Origin of the sequence: Verrucomicrobium spinosum DSM 4136 = JCM 18804, from assembly GCF_000172155.1 — a bacterium.
In the GTDB taxonomy this organism is placed as follows: domain Bacteria; phylum Verrucomicrobiota; class Verrucomicrobiia; order Verrucomicrobiales; family Verrucomicrobiaceae; genus Verrucomicrobium; species Verrucomicrobium spinosum.
In genome coordinates this window covers 779,458-797,568 of the sequence record NZ_ABIZ01000001.1, presented here as the reverse complement: position 1 = coordinate 797,568, position 18,111 = coordinate 779,458, and the positions used below count along the sequence as shown (strand labels likewise).

Here is an 18,111-nt window from a genome sequence, read left to right as displayed (position 1 = left end):
AAGGGCACTATGGCGACATCTGATCCCTCACTTGCCGAAGCCATTCAGAACACCCGGGCGCATCTGCTGTCTCTGCGGAACGCCCGGGGGCACTGGGAGGGGCATCTGTCCAACAGCGCCCTTTCCACCGCCACGGCCATTGTGGCGCTGCATCTGGTGGATGCCCCGCTGCATTCGGCCCGCATCGCGCAGGGGGTGCGGTGGCTGGTGCTGCACCAGAACAAGGATGGCGGCTGGGGTGACACCACGCTGAGCAAGAGCAATCTCTCCACCACACTGCTGTGCTGGTCGGCCCTCAGCCTGTGCGAGCCGGACCGCACGGAGCCGATTCAGCACTGCGAAGCCTGGATCAAGGAAAGAACGGGGTCCCTGGAGCCGGAGGTGATCTGCCGTGCGGTGGTGGCGCGCTATGGCAAGGACAAGACCTTCTCCGTGCCCATCCTCATGCTGTGCGCCATCGGCGGCCGCCTGGGGCCGGAGAAAGAGGCCTGGTCCCGGGTGCTGGCCCTGCCGTTTGAGCTGGCGGCCATGCCCCGTGAATGGTTCGGAGCCATTGGCCTGCCCGTGGTGAGCTATGCGCTGCCAGCGCTGATCGCCATTGGCTATGCGCGGTTTTACCACGCACCGCCGTCCCTGCTCAATCCGCTGCACGCCCTGCGCAAGGCTCTCTGGCCGCGCATCAGCCCCATGCTGAAGCTCCTGCAGCCCAGCACGGGCGGCTATCTGGAGGCCACGCCGCTGACGAGCTTTGTCACCATGGCGCTCGCCAGCGCGGGTGAAAAGTTCCATCCCTGCGTTCCTGAAGCCGTGCGCTTCCTGGAGGATTCCCAACGCCCTGACGGCAGTTGGCCGATCGATACCAATCTCGCCACCTGGGGCACCACCCTTTCCACCAAGGCGCTCACCGCAACCTCGGAAGGCCGTGAGGCACTGGACATCCCCGCCTTGAAATCCTGGCTGCTGGAGCAGCAGTATCAGGAAATACACCCCTTCACCAATGCCGCCCCCGGCGGCTGGGCCTGGACCGATCTGCCCGGCGGCGTGCCGGATGCGGATGACACCAGCGGCGCTCTCGTGGCCCTCTGGCATTTGTGCGAAGACGAAGCCGAGCGCCAGGCCCTCGCTCCCGCAGTCGCCAAAGGCGTGCAGTGGCTCATGGATCTGCAGAATCGCGACGGCGGCATCCCCACCTTCTGCCGGGGTTGGGGCACCCTGCCCTTTGACCGCAGCACTCCAGAGATCACGGCGCATGCCCTGCATGCCTGGGGCCTGTGGCAGGTGGTCCTGCCGGAGGAGCTGCAGCAAGAAGTCTCGCTGCGCATTCCCCGCGCCATCGCTTTCATCGCCCGCCCCCCCTCACGAGGAGCCCCAGGGTTCAACCATGTGCCCTTGTGGTTCGGCAATGAGCATGCCAAGGAGGAGGAGAATCATGTGTATGGGACCGCCCAGATCATGAATCATCTGCTGAGTTCAGGACTCAACACTCCGGAGATCAAAGTCATTCTGGAGACCGGGCACCGCAATCTCCTGGCCTGGCAGCAACTTGACGGCGGCTGGAGCGGAAGCGAGACGGGACCTGCGAGCCTGGAAGAGACCGCCGTATCAGTTGCCGCGCTGGCCCTTCACACCCTGCACGCAGGAAACCGCACACGCTCGTCAGCAGAAGACGCGGTGGCAAAAGGAACCCAGTGGCTCGTCCAACACACCGCGACCGGCACCACCTTCCCCTCAGCCCCCATTGGGCTCTACTTCGCGCGGCTCTGGTATCACGAGCAGCTTTACCCGGTGATCTGGACCTTGGGCGCATTGCACGCTGTCGAAACTCTTTCCGCCGCCGCCCTGCCTCTTCGCGCCCGAGCCTCCGCTCCGCCCCAACATCCTGGCGTCGTTCGGACAAAACCGATCCACATTGCGCCCCCCTCTGATCCGTGACGAACGACAAAGGCACGCAGACGTCATCCCGTGCTGGCACCACACGAGCGATCTGGGCCAGGGCGTCACGTCTCGCGGACACAAGACCAAGACACCTGCCATTTTGGAAGGAGAGCTAGTGATGCTCCGGAGCCCTTCGCCAGACAGAAGAGCCCTTCGCCAGACAGAAGAGCCCTTCGCCAGACAGAAGAGCCCTTCGCCAGACAGAAGAGCCCTTCGCCAGACAGAAGAGCCCTTCGCCAGACAGAAGAGCCCTTCGGGCATGGGCAGGTTTGGAGAAGCGCCTGATCCCGGCCAGCCATCTCTGAACCCTAGCTGGGGTTGGAAAGTTCAAGAATCCGCCTCGCGGCCCTGGCATACAGTTCGTCTGCCCCCTGCTCCACGCCCCACCCACCAACGACACACCCCACCCGGTCCGCAAGGCGTCGGGCAGCAAAATGCCTGCGGAACTCTGGCACCCGCTCCACCGCCTGCTTGAGTGTCTCCACATAGGCTGCTGACGAATGAAATTCGAGCAGGCGTTTCCGGCCATTATTCCCCATTTTTCGGTACATTTCAGGATTCGACAACAGCTCCTGGAGATGGCGGTAAATGTCTGCCTGCTCATTCTGCACATCCACAAACCCCACCACATCCTCCGGCAGGGTGCCGTACCATCCGGTGGGGGTGACAAGGGTAGGCAGGGCATGCTCCCAGTAACGGAGCTGGCTCAGGGAGCCCTCTCCCATGCTGGGATAACGGAGATTGAATGCCAGATCACATTGGCTGAGCTCACGATCCAAGTCCTCTTCAGACACAAAACCATGCAGCATCACCTGCCCCGCCAGCCCCATTTTTGCAATTTGCCTCTCAAAGTGTGAATGCAAAGCGACCGCACCATACACATCCAACCTAAACCGATCCCGGCAGGGGAACGTTGCCAATGCAGTCAAGATGGACTCCAGCCGACGGTTCGAACCAATGTGCCCAACCAAAACGAGTCGGATTAGCTTCTCGGGCTCTGTAGGGCAACCCGGCACCTTCCTCTCCGGCTCCGGCGTGGAGGGATCATAGGGAAGCGCGGCATGGACCAGAGGCAAATGGGCGTTGATGCACAATTGTTCCAGCGCACCTGTCGTGTGAACCACCACAGCCAGCGCTTTTTCCACGGCATGAACGGTGAGAGGGTACTCCTGGGACACGGATTCGATCGTCCGGTTTCCCTGAAGCAGATCCAGGGCTGCCTCACGGCCATTAGCTCCGTACCACCGGGCCATCTGATTCACGTATCGCCCTCGTGAAGACGTGAGGTGAAGGTAGTGGCCGTAGAAGAAATGTTGCAGGTGCGAGTCATGCAGAACCACAATGCCCGGATGTCGCTGGGCGATGTCCCAAATCCAGGAATGAAACAGGTGGTTGTTTCCTAGGTGGTAAAAATTGGCATCTGCTTCATGCAATTTAAAGAGGGTGTTGCCATCTGCTACACGAACGTTCGCATGCGTCTCCAGACGGGGGTCCCAGCCGTCACAGTTCGTCCAAAGGGTGATTTCAGCATGCGCGGCCAGCACAGGCAGCAAGTTGGCAGTGTAGTCGGCTATGCCGCTTCCCGCAGGAGGCAGAGGGGCGAACCAGTTCCATTTCATGCGTGATGAGTCGTCAGGGTCCCGCTGGGTTAGCGCAAGAGTGTGCTCACCACATGATCCCAGGTGATATCCATCCCCATGTAGCGGGCGCGCCCTGCGAGCCCCATGCGGGCTGCCACTTTCCGATCCAGCCAAAGCCGGTCCATGGCATCGGCCAGCGAGGCAGGATCTGATTCGGCAATGATGCCCGTTTCTTCATCAACCACAAACTCCAGCGGCCCCCCGGCGTCAGTGCACGTGATGACCGGCTTGGACGCCAGCATGGCCTCCAGCGTCACATAACCATAGTCCTCATCCAGTGGCGGATAGACGACCCCCAAACTCTGCGCATAGAGGGCTCTCTTGTCCTCTTCACTCACTGATCCCAGCCATTGAATGCGATCCTCCACGCCAAAACGCGCCACGAGTTGGAGGATCGACTTCATCTGTGATTCCGAAGTCGGGGCTCCCGCGAATCGCACCCGCACTGGCTGCCGGGTCTTGGCCAGTGCCTCGATCACCAGGGACTGGCGCTTCACCAGATCCACCCGGCTGGGGAAGAAGAAATAATCGCCTGCGGCATCACAGGTGTAGAGCTCTGCTCCGGCCGGGGGATTGTAGAGTGGCCGGGACTCCACTCCGCAATAGTGGCGCAAGCGCTGGCTCACATTGCCCGCGATGGTGTAAATGTCTCCCGATTCGGAAAAGAGCTTCTTATCTGCCCGATGGATGACCTCCTTCACCTGAGCGCCCATGGGGTCGTTGTTGAGGCCGAACTGGGTGCCCCACTGATCGTAAGCCTGCCGGTGCTGGTGCATGAGCCACATCGTTTTCCTGGGATGAGGAATGAGATAGGCGGGGAATTTCAAACCGATGACCTTGTCCACACGACAATCGTTGAAGTCGGAGACGTCCAGAAGTCCGCAAGCCAGCATCTGGTCGGGGATCACCTCGGCTGGATACCACTTGAAGGGAATGGCAACGATCTCCGCTCTGTGGCCAGCGCCCCGCAGGGCCCCGAGCAAACTCTCCGCCAGAATCTCCGCACCGCCGCGAACAAAAGGAACTTGTACCGTCGCTAAGAGAATGTTCATCAGGCAGGTGTCCGGGCGATGACCGCGTAGTCCCGCGGCCCATGGAAGAGTTGATTCAGGAGTTGGGAAACCTTGGGGGAACCCTCCTCAGGAAAAGTATCGCCGCCCTTTTCAGGGTGCAGTTCAAGGACTTGCGTTTCCGTGAGCCCAACTGATTGACACAGGAACTCCAACAAGTGCGATGGAATGGGCTGACGATGGGTCGGGTCCAAATGGAACGTGAAAGTCGAAACCCTGAGGTTGGCGGGATTGGGAGTCTCGAAGATGGCCATGCCGCCAGGAACCAACACGCGGGCAGTTTCCTCGATCAACACAAGCAGTTCGTCGATCTTCAAATGCTCCACCACATGGAAAGCAGTGACCAACCCCAACGAGGCGGAAGGAAGGTTCCGGAGATAGTCGAGACCATTGCCAAGGGTAATTTCCAGCCCCTGCTCTATGGCATGTGAGACCATCCCAGGATTCGCATCCACGCCGCGAGCGATCACCCCGTGCTGCTTGAGGAGTCGCAGCCACTCCCCCCTGCCAGATCCGATATCGAGCGCGACCAACGGCCGGCTGCCCGGGCAGGCTCGCTCCAATATGGGGAGGTACTCTTTCAAGCGCTCTGTCACTTCTTCTCCACTGCCGCGAAAGCGACCTTCGAACTCCAGGTAAAGTGACTCGAAATCCGTGGATGAGGAAGCCGGAGCCGTCATCGTTCCTGGGGAAGAAGGCACCTCTTCTGGAGGCCCTGACACCGACCGCCGAGTGGGTTTGTTGAGCTCAATCGCCTGGCGTGCTGAGAGAGACTCCAGCCTGGTCACTCTCCGTCGTAGAGCGCTGGCCCCCTCATTGAGCCGGGAGATCGTCTGCGACTGCTGCTGAAGCAAGGAGAGGCACTGACGCAGTTGGCCCTCCATTTGATCGGCCCGACGCGAGACATGGAGGAACTCCCGCTGCAGATCGACGGCCGAGTAGTGCAAGACTTCCACCTTGGGAAGAAGGCGGCGCAAGACCTTGTCGTGCTTCCGCAATCCTGCATCGAACTTGCCCGCCATTTGGACCAGCTGCCTGATAACACCGATCAGCCCAGCATCAATGCGAGCCTGACTGCGGAACCAACTCCGGGGCCATTTCCGGTACCGCTCAGACTTCCTTTCAGTCACCTTGAGTCCAGCTTTCGCCTTGACGAATGATACCGCTTTATAGAAGGCCTTGGAGGCAGACAGGGTCCACCTGGTGGCCGGATTCAGGTCCACGGTTGGTTGTTTCTCATCTCCCACTCCCGTCGCAACTGCACGGGCACTGGCATGCATCTGGCTTGCCAATGTTTCAGCGGTCAGGTCGGGCATTCGAATCTCTGGCATGAGGCGATCCAGCGGGGACAATGCTCACTTGCCGTAGTGTTCACGGCGAGAGGAGTCAAGGGAAACTTGCCTGTGCGAGAGCGTGCCAGATTGCACTTGCAGTGCGCTGGCATTTGACGCACCCGGTTGAAGTTCATCAAAGCCCCATTCACCCCTGGCTTCTGGCACGACTCGCGGAATCAGACTTTCGTCCCCACTACAGGAATGCACAACAAACCGGCTGCAGGCTACTTTGAGAGGGCTGTCTCGCATGCCGTCACGTTGCTTTCCCGTGCCGGTCTTTCCCGATGGCGCAAAAAGGCTCCTGCCAATGCCAACAACAAAGATCTGGACATCTTTGATCTGGAAGCAGTGTCACGTCATCTGAAAAAACTCGACCCGACGTTGCTGGAGTGGTCCGTCGCTGATGCAGAGCGTGATGTCGCCGGAGCGAGCCGACTTGTGCTCGGATTGTTGAGAGAGCCTTCTTTGCGACGCAAGTTTCCCCTGGCGCTGAGGGAGGGTGAGCAAGGGAGTTTTTGCCGCTGGCTCACAGGCCCTGGTGCCGCCAGGTTAAAACTGTCCCCGCAAGCAATCGAACATGTGCGGCTCGCCTTTCAAAAGGATCCTGGAAACCGCACGCAGCACATCTACCTGCAACTGCCGGGCGTTCACAAGTCACAACCACTGGCAGTGACCCCGGCAGGCGGGCGTACCTTTGTCAAATGGCTGCTTAAACAGGGCCGGCAGAAGTACCACCTCGCGGACGAGGAAATCCTCTGGTTCATCCAGGGGAACATTGAGGACCCGTGGTCGATGCTGGTCACACACTATCTCGTCCAGCCGGAGTGGCAGAAGGAGCATCCTCTTGCCCTGACCGCCACCGGTCGCAGAGAGTGGCTGGCGTGGTTGGAACGCCAGCATCAGGTCCGGGTGCCAGCCTCCGCCGTCTCGACCTTGCACCTCTCACCCGTTGATGAAGTGCGATTAATTGGCCGCCAGCATCAGCAGACCAAGCCATCCCCATCAGGAGGCCAGCCCGATTTTGAGACGCTGGTCAAATCGGTCACTGCGGAGGTCCCCCCCCCATTGCAAAGGGCCTGGAACAAGAGACTGCAACGGGACATGGAAGCCGGCCTGCCGGACAAGCCCGGAGTCAATCTCATCGGCCACTTCAGCTATCCCAGCGGGCTGCAGCGGGCCGCCCTTGCCATGGCGCAAGCTCTGGAGCAAACCGGATACCGGGTCTCCAAACGAGATCTCCCTGCCGGACTTCGTAATGACACCCTGGACCGTTCGGCATTCCTCGGCGTCGAACTGCATGACATCACCCTTTCCGTCATCGCCCCCTTCGACTCGCTGGAGAAGCGCTACCAGCAGAGCGGGCTGCCTTTGCTGCCGGACATCCACCGGGTGGGCGTCTGGTACTGGGAGCTGGACCAGTTTCCCGCAGAGTGGATCGAACGCGCGGCCTCCATGCAGGAACTCTGGGCCCCCACTCGCTTCATCGCAGAAGCGATGCGACCTGTCATGCCGGTGCCTGTCTTCGAAATGTCCCCCTGCGTGACCATCCAGAAGCCGGCTCAACTGAAACGCCAGGACTTCGGGCTGGCTGAGAAAGACTTTTGCTTCCTGTTCATGTTCGACATGTGCAGCGTGATGGAACGGAAGAATCCGATTGGCGTCATTCGTGCATTCACCGAGGCGTTCCGAGGCCGGGAAGGTGTGTCCCTGGCGATCAAAGTGATGCGGGGAAGTGCCTTTCCGGCCGATTACGCCCGTCTACAGAAAGCTGCGGAGGAGGCGGGAGTTGCTTTGATTGATCAGTCGCTGGCCCAGCAGGACGTTCTGGGCCTGCTCAACTTGTGCGATGCCTATGTCTCGCTGCATCGTTCCGAGGGATTCGGCCTCACCCTCGCAGAGGCCATGCTGCTGGGGAAACCGGTGATCGCCACCAACTACTCAGGCAATCTCGACTTCATGACGCCGGAGAACAGCCTGTTGGTGGATTATGAACTGACCGCCATCGCGGGCGACATCCAATTCTACGGTCAGGGCAACCGCTGGGCCGAACCCTCCGTGGATGACGCGGCCCGGAAGATGCGTTGGGTTTTCGAGCATCAGGCTGAGGCGAAAATCATGGCAGCCAAAGGGCGCGACGAGGTGACAGAGTTGCTCTCTGTGACCAGCGCGGCGGAACGCATGACCGCAAGGCTGACCACCATTCAGTCAGCCATCGACCAAGCCCGGAGGTCCTAGCCCGCTACTCACGGGCCACGGAGTCGGGCTTCTTCCGCACTTTCAGCAGCACGGGGAAACTGGTCGCCGCAGCATCAGCTTTCACGGCATCATTGCGGGCACTGCCCACCACCATGTGGCAAAGGCGGTCCTGCTCCGCCACCCAGGGGGCGCAGGAGAGAAAGACTTCCCGCTCGCTTTCACCGGCACGGATTTGCACCCCGTTGAGGCCGATGTTGTCCACGATGACGCCGTGAGGGAGGTTCTCGATGTCCACACCAATGAGAGCGTCATCGCCACGACGGTCCACGCGCAGCCAGGCTGAGACGAGCTTCCCGGGCTCGATGGTGATTTCATAGGGCCCTCCCGGTGCGGTCTTGCCGTCACCAGCGGGTTTACCCGCCATGTCAGGCTCGACGAACAGGGAGCGCTTCCCAGCCGCCGCCACAGCGATCTTCGGCAGGCCATTGACCTCCTTGACGACTTCGCGGCCATTGATGATGCCCTTGGCGGTCACCTTCACGCCGCTGAAGTCGTGAATGCCCATTTTAGCCTCCGGCCGGGCGTACAGCGCGCCAGCTGCGTCCAGATGCCCGCCCTCCACGACGATGGGCGTGGACACATAGAACCCGTCCGGCACTCCGGACAGCTCCACTTGAACCGGTCCCTCAAAGCCGTCATCCCGATCCACCGTGACGGCCAACTGCACCCCGGAACCCGCCGGAACAGATACCGTGGCAGGCATGAGCAGGCGGGGTGAAAAGTCGGGCCTAGGGTCCCGTACAATGAGCTGGTAAGCCTGGCGCTCACTGCTCCAGCCGCGGGTGTCACTCACCCGAACCTGATAGGTGCCATCGGCCGGGGCCACGAAGGTGAGTCGGGAATCCCTGCCCAGCTTGCGTTCCCCATCGTCGTCATTCATGTAGTACAGGGTGAAGACGGGCAGCCCGTTGGGGACGATGCGGGCGTCAAGCGCCCTCGGTTCCACGGCATAGCACAGGTCATCCAGACCATGGCCCGCCGGGCTGGTGTTGAAAAACGCCTTCCGCTTGCCCGCTCCGGCGTAGTAGATCATGTCTGCGTCCGGGCCCCGGGCGAGGCGGTAGATCTTCAGCACCTCGCCATTGAAGTACATGTAGTCGTTCAACTCCATTTCCGCGAACCTGCCCAGCCGGATGGCGGGATCATTGGCATCCTCGCTCCGCAGCGTGATCCAGGAATCCTTCGTGGCCTGCATCTTGATCATCGGCACCAGCTCCCCTTTGACGTCCAGGATCTCGAGCTTCGTATCGGCCGGTGAGCCCAGCATGGCGGCGCGGGTCTCAAAGACCAGCTGTTGCCCTTTCGTGGCCTCAAACGGGAACAGGTCCGCATCCGGCTCCCCCGGTCTGGTCGATTGCAACCGGGCGTTGACCAGGCTGGGCACGGTCAGCTTCGGACCATTGGCGACGGCATCATTCGGGTCTTGTTCCGTCTGTTGAGGCAAGGGGCTCACCTGGGCCCGCATGTTCACCCGGCTCCGATACTGGTCAGAATCCAGGGGCAAACTCACCTCCCCCTCCGCCGGGCTGGTCACCATCACCTTTGTGTCCTTCAGATTGTAGCCGACAAGCTCGATACGGCTTTCCTGGTTGGGTGGCACGGCCAGCGGCCACCATCCGGTCACATAGGGCAACACGCCTGCGGTGAGGCGATACACATGATCCTCAGACCCCGCCAAAGTAATTTCCCGAACCAGGACCTTGTACTCCCCATCCGCCGGGGCGGTGAAGGCAACAAAGGGATCACTGCCGCTGTCCAGCCCGTTGTTGGCCGCCAGCAGACGGCCGTCAGCATCCACCACCTCCAAGCGAGGCGAGACGGCCTTGGACTCGATGCGCGCAGCAGCCAGATCAAAGATCACAGTCTCGCCTTTCCTTGCCCCGAAGATCCAGGCATCCACCTGACCGGTCTGACGGAGAGTTCCCCACACATTGACCGGCAGCGCGGGCAGACGGGTGCCTTTGTCAGACGGAACCCCCACGAGCTGGGGCAGATAGTCCACCAGCAGACGTTGCTTTGCGGTCTCCCCTCCCGCGGTCACCAGGGAGACGTCCACCTGGGTTCGGGGTACGTTGGTACCCGCTTCGATCTCGATCTCGGCAATCGTTTCCGCCTGGTTCACGGACACAACGGACGCCTTCAAGTCTGCATGCCCGAGCTTCACCGTGCTCAGTCCTTGGAGGTTCTTGCCCGTGACCTTCAACGTCGTGCGCGTGCCACTCTGCACCCCACGCGGTTCGAGACGCACCAGTTCCGGCTTGGCAGCAGGAGCTGGCTTGCTCTTGGCCATCGGTTTGGGAGTGGCCGGGGCGGGAGTTGCAGGCAGTCCGGTGGAGATCAGATAGACGGCGAGTGAACCGTCGAGTCTGCCCTCCAACAGCTTGTCGCCTCCCAGTGCCGCCATGGCCGGCACCCAGTCGGACTGCTGATCCATGAGATGTTCCTCGATGTAGGTGGCGCTGTTCCAGATCTTCGCCGTACGGTCCGCAGCACTGGTGAAGATCTGCTTGCCGCCAGGCTCGAATCCGACGCTCAAAATCGCGCCTTCATGCGCATACCGGGTGGCCAGGAGCTGGTTGGTTCCTTCAACCGCCTCCGCGCTCACCTTCCACACGCGCAGCCGGTTGTCCGCACCACCGGCGGCCAGCAAACGGCCATCAGGGGAGAAGGCCACGGCCGTCTGTTCCTTCAAAGGTTGGGAGAAAGTGTCCAGCCGGCGGCCCGTGGCCACCTCCCAAAGCTTGACCGTGCGGTCCGCACTCGCGCTGGCGAGGACCTTGCCATCGGGACGGAAGGCGAGACCGAACACTCCACTATTGTGCCCCGTGAGGGCGCGCACCTCCGCCCCGGTGCTCAGGTCCCAGAGCTTGATCTTCTGATCGTAGCTCCCCGTGGCCAACAGCTTGCCATCCGGAGAGATGGCCATGCCGTAGAGAGCATCCGAGTGCCCCTCCAGCTTCCTGACCAGCGATCCGTCTGTCGTCTTCCACTGGTAGGCCACTCCGCTGACGCCAGGAGTGCCCGCCGCCGCAAAAACAAAAGCACCATCAGCGGAGAAGGCCACGGCATTCACCTTGCCCGCCACCTCCTTCATCTCCCTGACCGTCTGCAAGCTATTCGGATCGATGAGACGCACGCTCCCGTAGCCACCTGCCACCACCAGTTTGGCCGGGGCGGAGACGCTCAACGAGAGCACGGATTTCTTGATGGCAGTGCGCGGGGAGATTTTGGGCAGCGTGGCCAGCGCATCCGCCGGTTTACCGGGCGCTGCGGGAGGATGCGCCCCGGCATCAATCCACTGCCGGATGATCGCAATTTCCTCCGGCTTCAAATGCTCTTTCTTCCCGGGCGGCATGAACTGGTTCTTGCCCTCGCGACCGCTGCGGCCTTCCAGGAACTTCACGAGCAGCGAATTCTGCGCGTCCCCTGGGACAACCGGCTTGCCCGCCTTGCCGCCTTTGATCAGTGCGTCAAAGGTATCGAGGGCGAACTCGCCATCGGCATCATCTGCCGCATGACAGTCCACACAATGCTCCTGAAACAGAGGCATGACCCGGGCATCATAGTCCACCGGAGCCGGGGCGGCGTGAATGCCCGCCAGAGCCATCACCGGGAATGCTGAAAGATGTCGCAAAGAAGGCATGAGGAAGGTCAGGATCAGTGATTGAAAAGGAATTCACGCGAGCTCATGAGACCCCAGAAGACATCTTCCAGAACCAGTCGCTTCTCTGCGGCACTGGGGGCTTCGGACAGGACCTTGAGCACCCCCTGACGTTCGTTCTCCGTGGGCGGACGACTGACACACCAGAGGTAGGCATCCTCCACCAGCTCCACATCGGGGCGGCCGGAGGCGAGCAATGTTCCAATGCGGTTGTCCGCCTTGCCCAGCTTCAGGTTCAGGGTGTCCCCATTGGCAATGTGCAGGGCCTGGGCCATGCTGGGTTCATTGGTGCGCTCGCAGTCGCAGGTCTGCACCCGGTCCGGCCGGCCGAAGCTATCAAGGAAATAACTTGAGGTGTGAGAGTCCGGCAGCTGCAGCGCACGGTAGCCCATGGGGTAGGCGCTGCCGATGCCCTTGTTGGCATTCCGCTTGTCCATATTGAAGGAGGTGGGCACCGCCGTGACCTGGGAAACCGCATCCAGCATGACCTCCGCCATGAGGCGGCGTGGATAGTAGCGGGAGTAGTAACGGGTGTCCCCCTGGTTCTCCGGCAGCGCCACGCTGCTGCGCTGGTAGGTCTCACTTTCCAGAATGGTGCGGATGAGCACCTTGAGGTCAAACTTCTGCTTCACCAGGTGCGATGCCGCCGCGGAGAGGAGCGCCTCATTGCTGGCGGGATTGGTCATGCGCAGATCATCCACGGCCTCCACCAGCGCGGTGCCGAAGAAGTTCTTCCAAACGCGGTTCGTGATGGCACGGGAGAAGTACGGATTCTCCGGGGCCGTCAGCCAGTCGGCCAGGGGCTTGCGACGATCTGACGTCGCGGTGAGAGACACCGGCTGGGCATCCAGCGGCGTGGGAGCGAGAGCCTTGCCAGAGAGCGGCTGCACGAGGTCCCCATCCGTGCTGGCAAACACCACCCGCTCATCCGTCACCACACCGTTCTTGGATCGAACCCGGGAGAAGAGATTGGCAAAGGCGTAGTACTGGTCGTGCGTCCACTTCTCCATGGGGTGGTTGTGGCACTTGGCGCAGGCGATGGACATGCCCATGAACGCGGTCGAGACTGTCTCCGCGAGGCGGGTGGGCTCATCGTGCAGGGTGAAGAAGTTCCCGGCGCCGTTCTCCAGGGTGCTGCCGGTGGAGGTGAGCAGGTCCCTCACCATCACATCCCATGGCGCATTCTGCTCCACGTTGCGACGGATCCACTGGTAGTAGCTCCACATCGGCTGGACCGGGAGCTTGTCGCTGTTCACCAGCAACAGGTCGCTCCACTTGTAGCTCCAGTAGTCCACGAACTCCGGTCGCTCCAGCAGCGACTGGATGAGGCGGTCCCGCTTCGCGGGTTGGGCGTCCGAGACAAAGGCCCGGGTCTCGTCCGGTGTGGGAAGAATGCCCAAGGTGTCGAGGAAGGCCCTGCGGATGAACTCTGCGTCCGTGCACTGCCCTGAAGGAGGCAGGTTGAGCTCCTTGAGCTTGGTCACCACCTCGTGGTCGATGAAATTACGTGGCTTGAATGCGTCAAACGTCGCGGCAAGGGGCGGATGCTCGTACGGTGCCGTGATGGTGGCGATGGCGAGCTGGCTGAGATACCAGGCCGTCACCGTCCCTTCGCCGTTGCCCACCACCTTCACCACTCCGTCGTCATCCACCGTTGCCACAGACGTGTTGCCCGCGGTGTACTTGGCCCACCGTGTGACGTCCTCCTGCCGGCCGTCATTGAAGTAGGCCGTCACCTTGAGGGGTTGTTGCTGCCCGTTCTTTACGGAAGCGTGCAACGGACTCACGGTGATCCGCTGAATGCGGGCATCCTGCTCCTGGGGTCCGGGGGCACCATGAGCGATCCAGTCCGCGAGCACTTGATACTCCGGCCAGCCTTCCTTGATCTTCTCCCCTCCCTTGTGCGGGACACGTTTGGTCGCCTTGAGCAGCAGCAGACTCCGGGCGGGATCTTCCAGCGTCACACGCCGCCCTTGGGCAGAACGGGTGATGCTCAGGTAGTCCCCCGCATCATCATAGCCCCGCAGGGAGAGACGAAAGCCCCCCTGACCGGCCGCAGACCCATGACAGGCTCCGCTGGAGCAGCCGTAGCGCGCCAGGATGGGCTGGATCTGGTTGCGGAAGGAGGGGGCAGCCTCCTGGGCGTGAGCGCCGGAAGCGCTGACCAGCAGGAGGATGGATGAAACAACAGAAGACAGACGGCCCGGCATGCGGCGGAGAGGAGTGAAGAGCGGAAACAAAGGCTAGAAGAGCTGGCGGATCGGATCGAAACCGCGGTCCACCACGGGGAAGGGCCGGTTCTGCGGCCCGGGCAGCTCGGTCTCCAGGTCGATGCCCAGAGACTCGTAGATCGTGGCCACGACATTGGCCGGAGCCGCCGCGTGTTCCGCTGGGTAGGCACCGATCTCATCGCTGCGACCGATCACGCGGCCGCCCTTGACGCCGCCGCCGGCGAAACCCACGGTCCACACTCCAGGCCAGTGATCCCGGCCTCCCGCGGGATTGACCTTGGGCGTGCGACCGAACTCCGCCAAGTTGCAGACCAGCGTATTTTCAAGCATGCCACGCTGGTGCAGATCTTCAATGAGGGCGCTGTAGCCCTGGTCATACATCGGGGCCACGAGATCGCGCATCCCCTCGATGCTGGTGAAGGGCTTGCTGCCGTGGATGTCCCAGGTGATCTCGTTGAACACCGTGATGAAGCTGTTCACCGTGACAAACCGAACCCCGCGCTCCACCAGGCGGCGTGCGAGCAGGCAGCACTGGCCAAAGCGGTTCATCCCATAACGCTCGCGCACCGCCGGCTTCTCCTGCGTCAGGTCGAAGGCCTCCCGGGCTGCGCTGCTGGTCATGAGGCGGTAGGCATCGTGGAAGTTCGTGTCCATGAGCTTGGCGGACTCGCTCGCTTCGAAGTTCTTCACCGACTGATCCACCAGGTCCCGCAGAGCCCGGCGACGGGCGAGTCGCACCTCGCTGATCTCCTGCGGCGGCAGCAGATCAGGCACCTTGAAATCCTTTGCCGAGGGATCTGCGTTCAGGACAAACGGGTCGTAGGTCTTGCCCAGGAATCCCGCATCCTGTCCATGAGGCATGTTGCCTCCAGTTGGCCCCATGGGCTCCGGGAGAATGACGTGCGCGGGCAGTTCGGATTTGCGCCCCTTGAGGAACTCCAGTGCACAGCCCACATGCGGGGTATTGATACCGCCGCTGAAGAGGCGACCGGTCTGCATCATCTGGTGCCCGGTGTCATGCACGGCCGCAGCATTGTGATACACACTGCGTACAAGCGAAAACTTGTCCGCAATCTTCGCCATGTGCGGGAAGATCTCCGTGAGCTGGATGTCCGCGCAGTTCGTGCGGATGGTCTTGAAAGGGCCACGCACTTCACGCGGAGCGTCCGGCTTGGGATCCCAGGTATCAATCTGACTGGGCGCCCCAAGGTTGAAGATCATGATGCAGGCGCGGTCATCCTTCTTCTTGTCCACCACACCGGAGGCCCGGAGCGCATTGAACTGGGGGAGGGTAAGCCCAATCGCCCCCAGAGCACCCGCTTGCAGGAAGTCGCGCCGCGACACGCCGTCGCAGGTGGAGATGGAGCCTTTTGCAGAGAACTTGAACATGCCTGGAAGAAGGGGTGAGAGTCTGGACTGCCCGATATTACGGGCTCCGGGCGCTTTCTTGAATGGAGAAAGCTGGGAGGGCCATGGAGTATCTGCGCAGACTTTTGCCCCTTTTTCCGAGCCAACCCACAGGGTATGCTCCGAGTTCGGAACAAGTATTAGTTCCAAGGGGCTGCGGAGAGCATGCTCGTCCCGTCAGCGCCACTTCCGGACTGACTCCCCTATCGAAACACCCAGCTTCCCAAATCCTATGATCACCGTTCGCAAATCCAATGACCGCGGCCACGCCAACCACGGCTGGCTGGACTCCAAGTTCAGCTTCAGCTTCGCCGAGTACGAAGATCCGAAGCACGTCCACTTCCGCAGCCTGCGAGTCATCAATGAAGACCGCATCGCCCCCGGAGGCGGCTTCCCCACCCACCCCCACCGCGACATGGAAATCTTCAGCTACGTGCTGGAGGGAGCCCTGCAACATGCCGACAGCATGGGCAATGGCCGCGTGCTCAAGCCCGGCCAGATCCAGCTCATGAGCGCTGGCCAGGGCGTGCGTCACAGCGAGTACAACCCCTCCCAGTCCGAGCCAACTCACATGCTGCAGATGTGGATCTTCCCCGAGCGCCGTGGGCTCACCCCGAGCTACACGGAGTGGCACCCGAAGCCGGAGCATGACACGCAGGCCAAGGTGCTGGTCATCTCTGAAGACGGGCGGGAGGACTCCGCGGTCATCCGCCAGGATGCCAGCATCTACCGGCTGAAGATCAAGGCGGGCGAGGAAATCACCCATGACCTCGCCGCCGGACGCGGGGTGTGGCTGCAGCTCGCCAAAGGCAGTCTGAGTGTGAACGGCAACTCTCTGGTCGCTGGCGACGGAGCCAGCAGCGAGACGGCTGGCACGCTCACCATCAAGGCCGATCAGGATGCGGAAGGCATCTTGTTTGACCTGGGTTGATCCCTCGACAGGCTTCTGGGAAAAGTGCCGCAGGCGCAGGCCTGCGGCACTTTTTTTATTCTGGCCTCTGGCGGCTGCTTTCGTATTTCTCCCTGTCACCCTCATGAGCATCCCGCTACACCTCTACGATCCCCGGCGGGGAGAGCCCGCCTTGCGTGTGGAAAGGCTGGAGGATGCGCGGTGGCCGGAGGGTGCCCAGCGTGCCAACTATTTCACGGTGTTGTGGCTGCCCCAGGGCGGCACTTACCACGCGGGGGAGACGACTCACGCTCTGTCCGGAGCCGCGTTGATCTTCTTCCAGCCCTACCAGATTTTTCAGGTGGAGCGGTCCCATACTGCACTGGTGAATGGCACCGTCCTACAGTTCCACGCGAACTTCCTCTGCATCGAGACCCATCACGATGAGATTGGCTGCAATGGGGTGCTCTTCAACGAAGTGTATGGTTCGCCTCACGTTCCCGTAGATGGAGACTTGATTGAGGGCATCACCAACCTCGTCGCCCAGATGCGTAGCGAGCTGGCCCAGGGAGGACTGGCCCATACGGAACTCCTGGTCTCCTACCTGAAGGTGCTGCTCATCAAAGCCACCCGGCGCAAGCTTGAACTTGGGGCCGGGGCAGAGGGGGCTCTGCCGGGCCGCTTCCCGGAGGTGGTGAACCGTTTCATCGAACTGGTGGAGCAGCACTATCAAAAGCGGCACGCCCCTGCCGACTACGCGATGATGCTTCATCTCACGCCCAAGGCACTGGGTCGCACCGTGAAACGGGCACTGGGTCGCACGCCCACGCAGATTGTGAGAGAGCGGCTCGTCAAGCACGCCCAGTGGCAGCTGCTGCACACCCTCCGCCCGGTGAAGGAGATCGCTGCGGAAGTAGGGCTGGAAGATGAGTTCTACTTCAGCCGCCTGTTCAAGCAGGCCATCGGGCTCTCGCCGGTGAAGTACCGGGAGTTCGAGACGGCCATCCGCGGCGGGCGCAATCTGTCCATGTAGAGGCTCCTGGCATCCATGGTCCGCGGTGCAGGCAGACGATATCGTGGGCCATGCATCTCTATTCGCGCTTTCTCACGCTGGCAGCGGGCTCAGAACGGCTGGGCATGACCATGACCCGCCTGGGTCTCATCTTGGTGCTCCTCTGGATCGGCGGGCTGAAGATCTTCAAGTATGAGGCGGACGGGATTGTACCCTTCGTGGCCAACAGCCCCCTCATGAGCTTCCTCTACAAACACCCGGCACCGGAGTACAAAACGCACATGAATGCCGAAGGCCAGCTCGTGCCGCAGAACCGTGCCTGGCATGAGGAGAACCGCACCTACCCGTTCGCCTACGGCCTGGGCGCAGTGATCGTGCTTTATGGATTGCTGCTCTGTCTTCACCCTTGGTCCCCCGGACTGGCCGCGGTGGGGAGTTTCCTCGTCGCGGTGATGTCCCTCGTCACGCTGTCTTTTCTCATCACCACGCCAGAGTCGTGGGTGCCTGCACTGGGAGATACGGAACACGGCTTCCCCTACCTGAGCGGGCGCGGGCGGCTCGTGGTGAAAGACGCCATCATGCTGGGAGCCGCACTCATCACCATGGCTGACTCTGCCAGAGCGGCGCTGGCACGACGTGCTTAATCAGAAAGCGACCGCACCGGCATGCACCGGGA

At 61.6% G+C, this 18,111-nt stretch carries 11 protein-coding genes; 5 read left to right on the top strand and 6 right to left on the bottom strand.

All coding sequences use genetic code 11. The features are described 5' to 3' along the window. Positions 1-9 precede the first annotated feature (9 nt). Positions 10-1,932 (top strand): prenyltransferase/squalene oxidase repeat-containing protein, encoded by a 1,923-nt coding sequence (locus tag VSP_RS33610; RefSeq protein ID WP_009958640.1) that lies wholly within the window; start codon positions 10-12, stop codon positions 1,930-1,932. Positions 1,933-2,243: 311 nt separating this feature from the next. Here VSP_RS33610 and VSP_RS02990 read toward each other — a convergent pair whose 3' ends face one another. The 3 genes from VSP_RS02990 to VSP_RS38845 are packed head-to-tail and all read right to left on the bottom strand — an operon-like array spanning position 2,244 to position 5,976. After that, on the bottom strand, positions 2,244-3,554 hold the full coding sequence (locus VSP_RS02990; RefSeq protein WP_009958639.1) for a glycosyltransferase: 1,311 nt from the start codon (positions 3,552-3,554) through the stop codon (positions 2,244-2,246). A gap of 29 nt (positions 3,555-3,583) precedes the next feature. After that, complete coding sequence (locus VSP_RS02985) at positions 3,584-4,627, bottom strand: glycosyltransferase family 4 protein (protein WP_009958637.1); 1,044 nt, start codon at positions 4,625-4,627, stop codon at positions 3,584-3,586. Next, a complete protein-coding gene (locus VSP_RS38845; protein ID WP_157210706.1) occupies positions 4,627-5,976 on the bottom strand; it encodes a class I SAM-dependent methyltransferase in 1,350 nt (449 codons plus the stop codon). The genes VSP_RS02985 and VSP_RS38845 overlap by 1 nt, the downstream gene beginning before the upstream one ends. A 204-nt stretch (positions 5,977-6,180) precedes the next feature. Here VSP_RS38845 and VSP_RS38840 point away from each other — a divergent pair, with 204 nt between their 5' ends. Continuing rightward, positions 6,181-8,214 carry a glycosyltransferase family 4 protein gene (locus tag VSP_RS38840; protein WP_009958635.1) on the top strand — a complete coding sequence of 678 codons (2,034 nt, stop codon included), beginning with the start codon at positions 6,181-6,183 and terminating at the stop codon, positions 8,212-8,214. A gap of 4 nt (positions 8,215-8,218) precedes the next feature. Here VSP_RS38840 and VSP_RS02970 read toward each other — a convergent pair whose 3' ends face one another. Genes VSP_RS02970 through VSP_RS02960 form a run of 3 tightly spaced genes read right to left on the bottom strand, consistent with a single transcriptional unit; the run spans position 8,219 to position 15,516 of the window. Beyond that, complete coding sequence (locus tag VSP_RS02970; protein ID WP_157210705.1) at positions 8,219-11,878, bottom strand: c-type cytochrome domain-containing protein; 3,660 nt, start codon at positions 11,876-11,878, stop codon at positions 8,219-8,221. Positions 11,879-11,892: 14 nt separating this feature from the next. Beyond that, positions 11,893-14,106 carry a DUF1549 domain-containing protein gene (locus VSP_RS02965; protein ID WP_009958632.1) on the bottom strand — a complete coding sequence of 738 codons (2,214 nt, stop codon included), beginning with the start codon at positions 14,104-14,106 and terminating at the stop codon, positions 11,893-11,895. A 33-nt stretch (positions 14,107-14,139) separates the two neighbouring features. After that, the gene (locus VSP_RS02960) at positions 14,140-15,516 is read right to left on the bottom strand and encodes a DUF1501 domain-containing protein (RefSeq protein ID WP_009958631.1); all 1,377 of its coding nucleotides are present in this window, start codon (positions 15,514-15,516) and stop codon (positions 14,140-14,142) included. A gap of 250 nt (positions 15,517-15,766) precedes the next feature. Between VSP_RS02960 and VSP_RS02955 the strand changes: the two genes are divergently transcribed. From VSP_RS02955 to VSP_RS02945, 3 genes are all read left to right on the top strand, one after another. Beyond that, positions 15,767-16,465 (top strand): pirin family protein, encoded by a 699-nt coding sequence (locus VSP_RS02955; RefSeq protein ID WP_009958630.1) that lies wholly within the window; start codon positions 15,767-15,769, stop codon positions 16,463-16,465. Positions 16,466-16,568: 103 nt separating this feature from the next. After that, positions 16,569-17,456 (top strand): helix-turn-helix domain-containing protein, encoded by an 888-nt coding sequence (locus tag VSP_RS02950; RefSeq protein ID WP_009958629.1) that lies wholly within the window; start codon positions 16,569-16,571, stop codon positions 17,454-17,456. Between the two features lie 50 nt (positions 17,457-17,506). Then, complete coding sequence (locus tag VSP_RS02945; protein WP_009958627.1) at positions 17,507-18,079, top strand: DUF417 family protein; 573 nt, start codon at positions 17,507-17,509, stop codon at positions 18,077-18,079. Positions 18,080-18,111 lie beyond the last annotated feature (32 nt).

Coding starts and splice junctions, on each gene's coding strand:
- VSP_RS02985 (WP_009958637.1), bottom strand. CDS start 4,627: ATGAACATTCTCTTAGCGACGGTACAAGTTCCTTTTGTTCGCGGCGGT.
- VSP_RS02990 (WP_009958639.1), bottom strand. CDS start 3,554: ATGAAATGGAACTGGTTCGCCCCTCTGCCTCCTGCGGGAAGCGGCATA.
- VSP_RS38840 (WP_009958635.1), top strand. CDS start 6,181: ATGCACAACAAACCGGCTGCAGGCTACTTTGAGAGGGCTGTCTCGCAT.
- VSP_RS33610 (WP_009958640.1), top strand. CDS start 10: ATGGCGACATCTGATCCCTCACTTGCCGAAGCCATTCAGAACACCCGG.
- VSP_RS38845 (WP_157210706.1), bottom strand. CDS start 5,976: ATGCCAGAGATTCGAATGCCCGACCTGACCGCTGAAACATTGGCAAGC.
- VSP_RS02955 (WP_009958630.1), top strand. CDS start 15,767: ATGATCACCGTTCGCAAATCCAATGACCGCGGCCACGCCAACCACGGC.
- VSP_RS02965 (WP_009958632.1), bottom strand. CDS start 14,106: ATGCCGGGCCGTCTGTCTTCTGTTGTTTCATCCATCCTCCTGCTGGTC.
- VSP_RS02970 (WP_157210705.1), bottom strand. CDS start 11,878: ATGCCTTCTTTGCGACATCTTTCAGCATTCCCGGTGATGGCTCTGGCG.
- VSP_RS02945 (WP_009958627.1), top strand. CDS start 17,507: ATGCATCTCTATTCGCGCTTTCTCACGCTGGCAGCGGGCTCAGAACGG.
- VSP_RS02960 (WP_009958631.1), bottom strand. CDS start 15,516: ATGTTCAAGTTCTCTGCAAAAGGCTCCATCTCCACCTGCGACGGCGTG.
- VSP_RS02950 (WP_009958629.1), top strand. CDS start 16,569: ATGAGCATCCCGCTACACCTCTACGATCCCCGGCGGGGAGAGCCCGCC.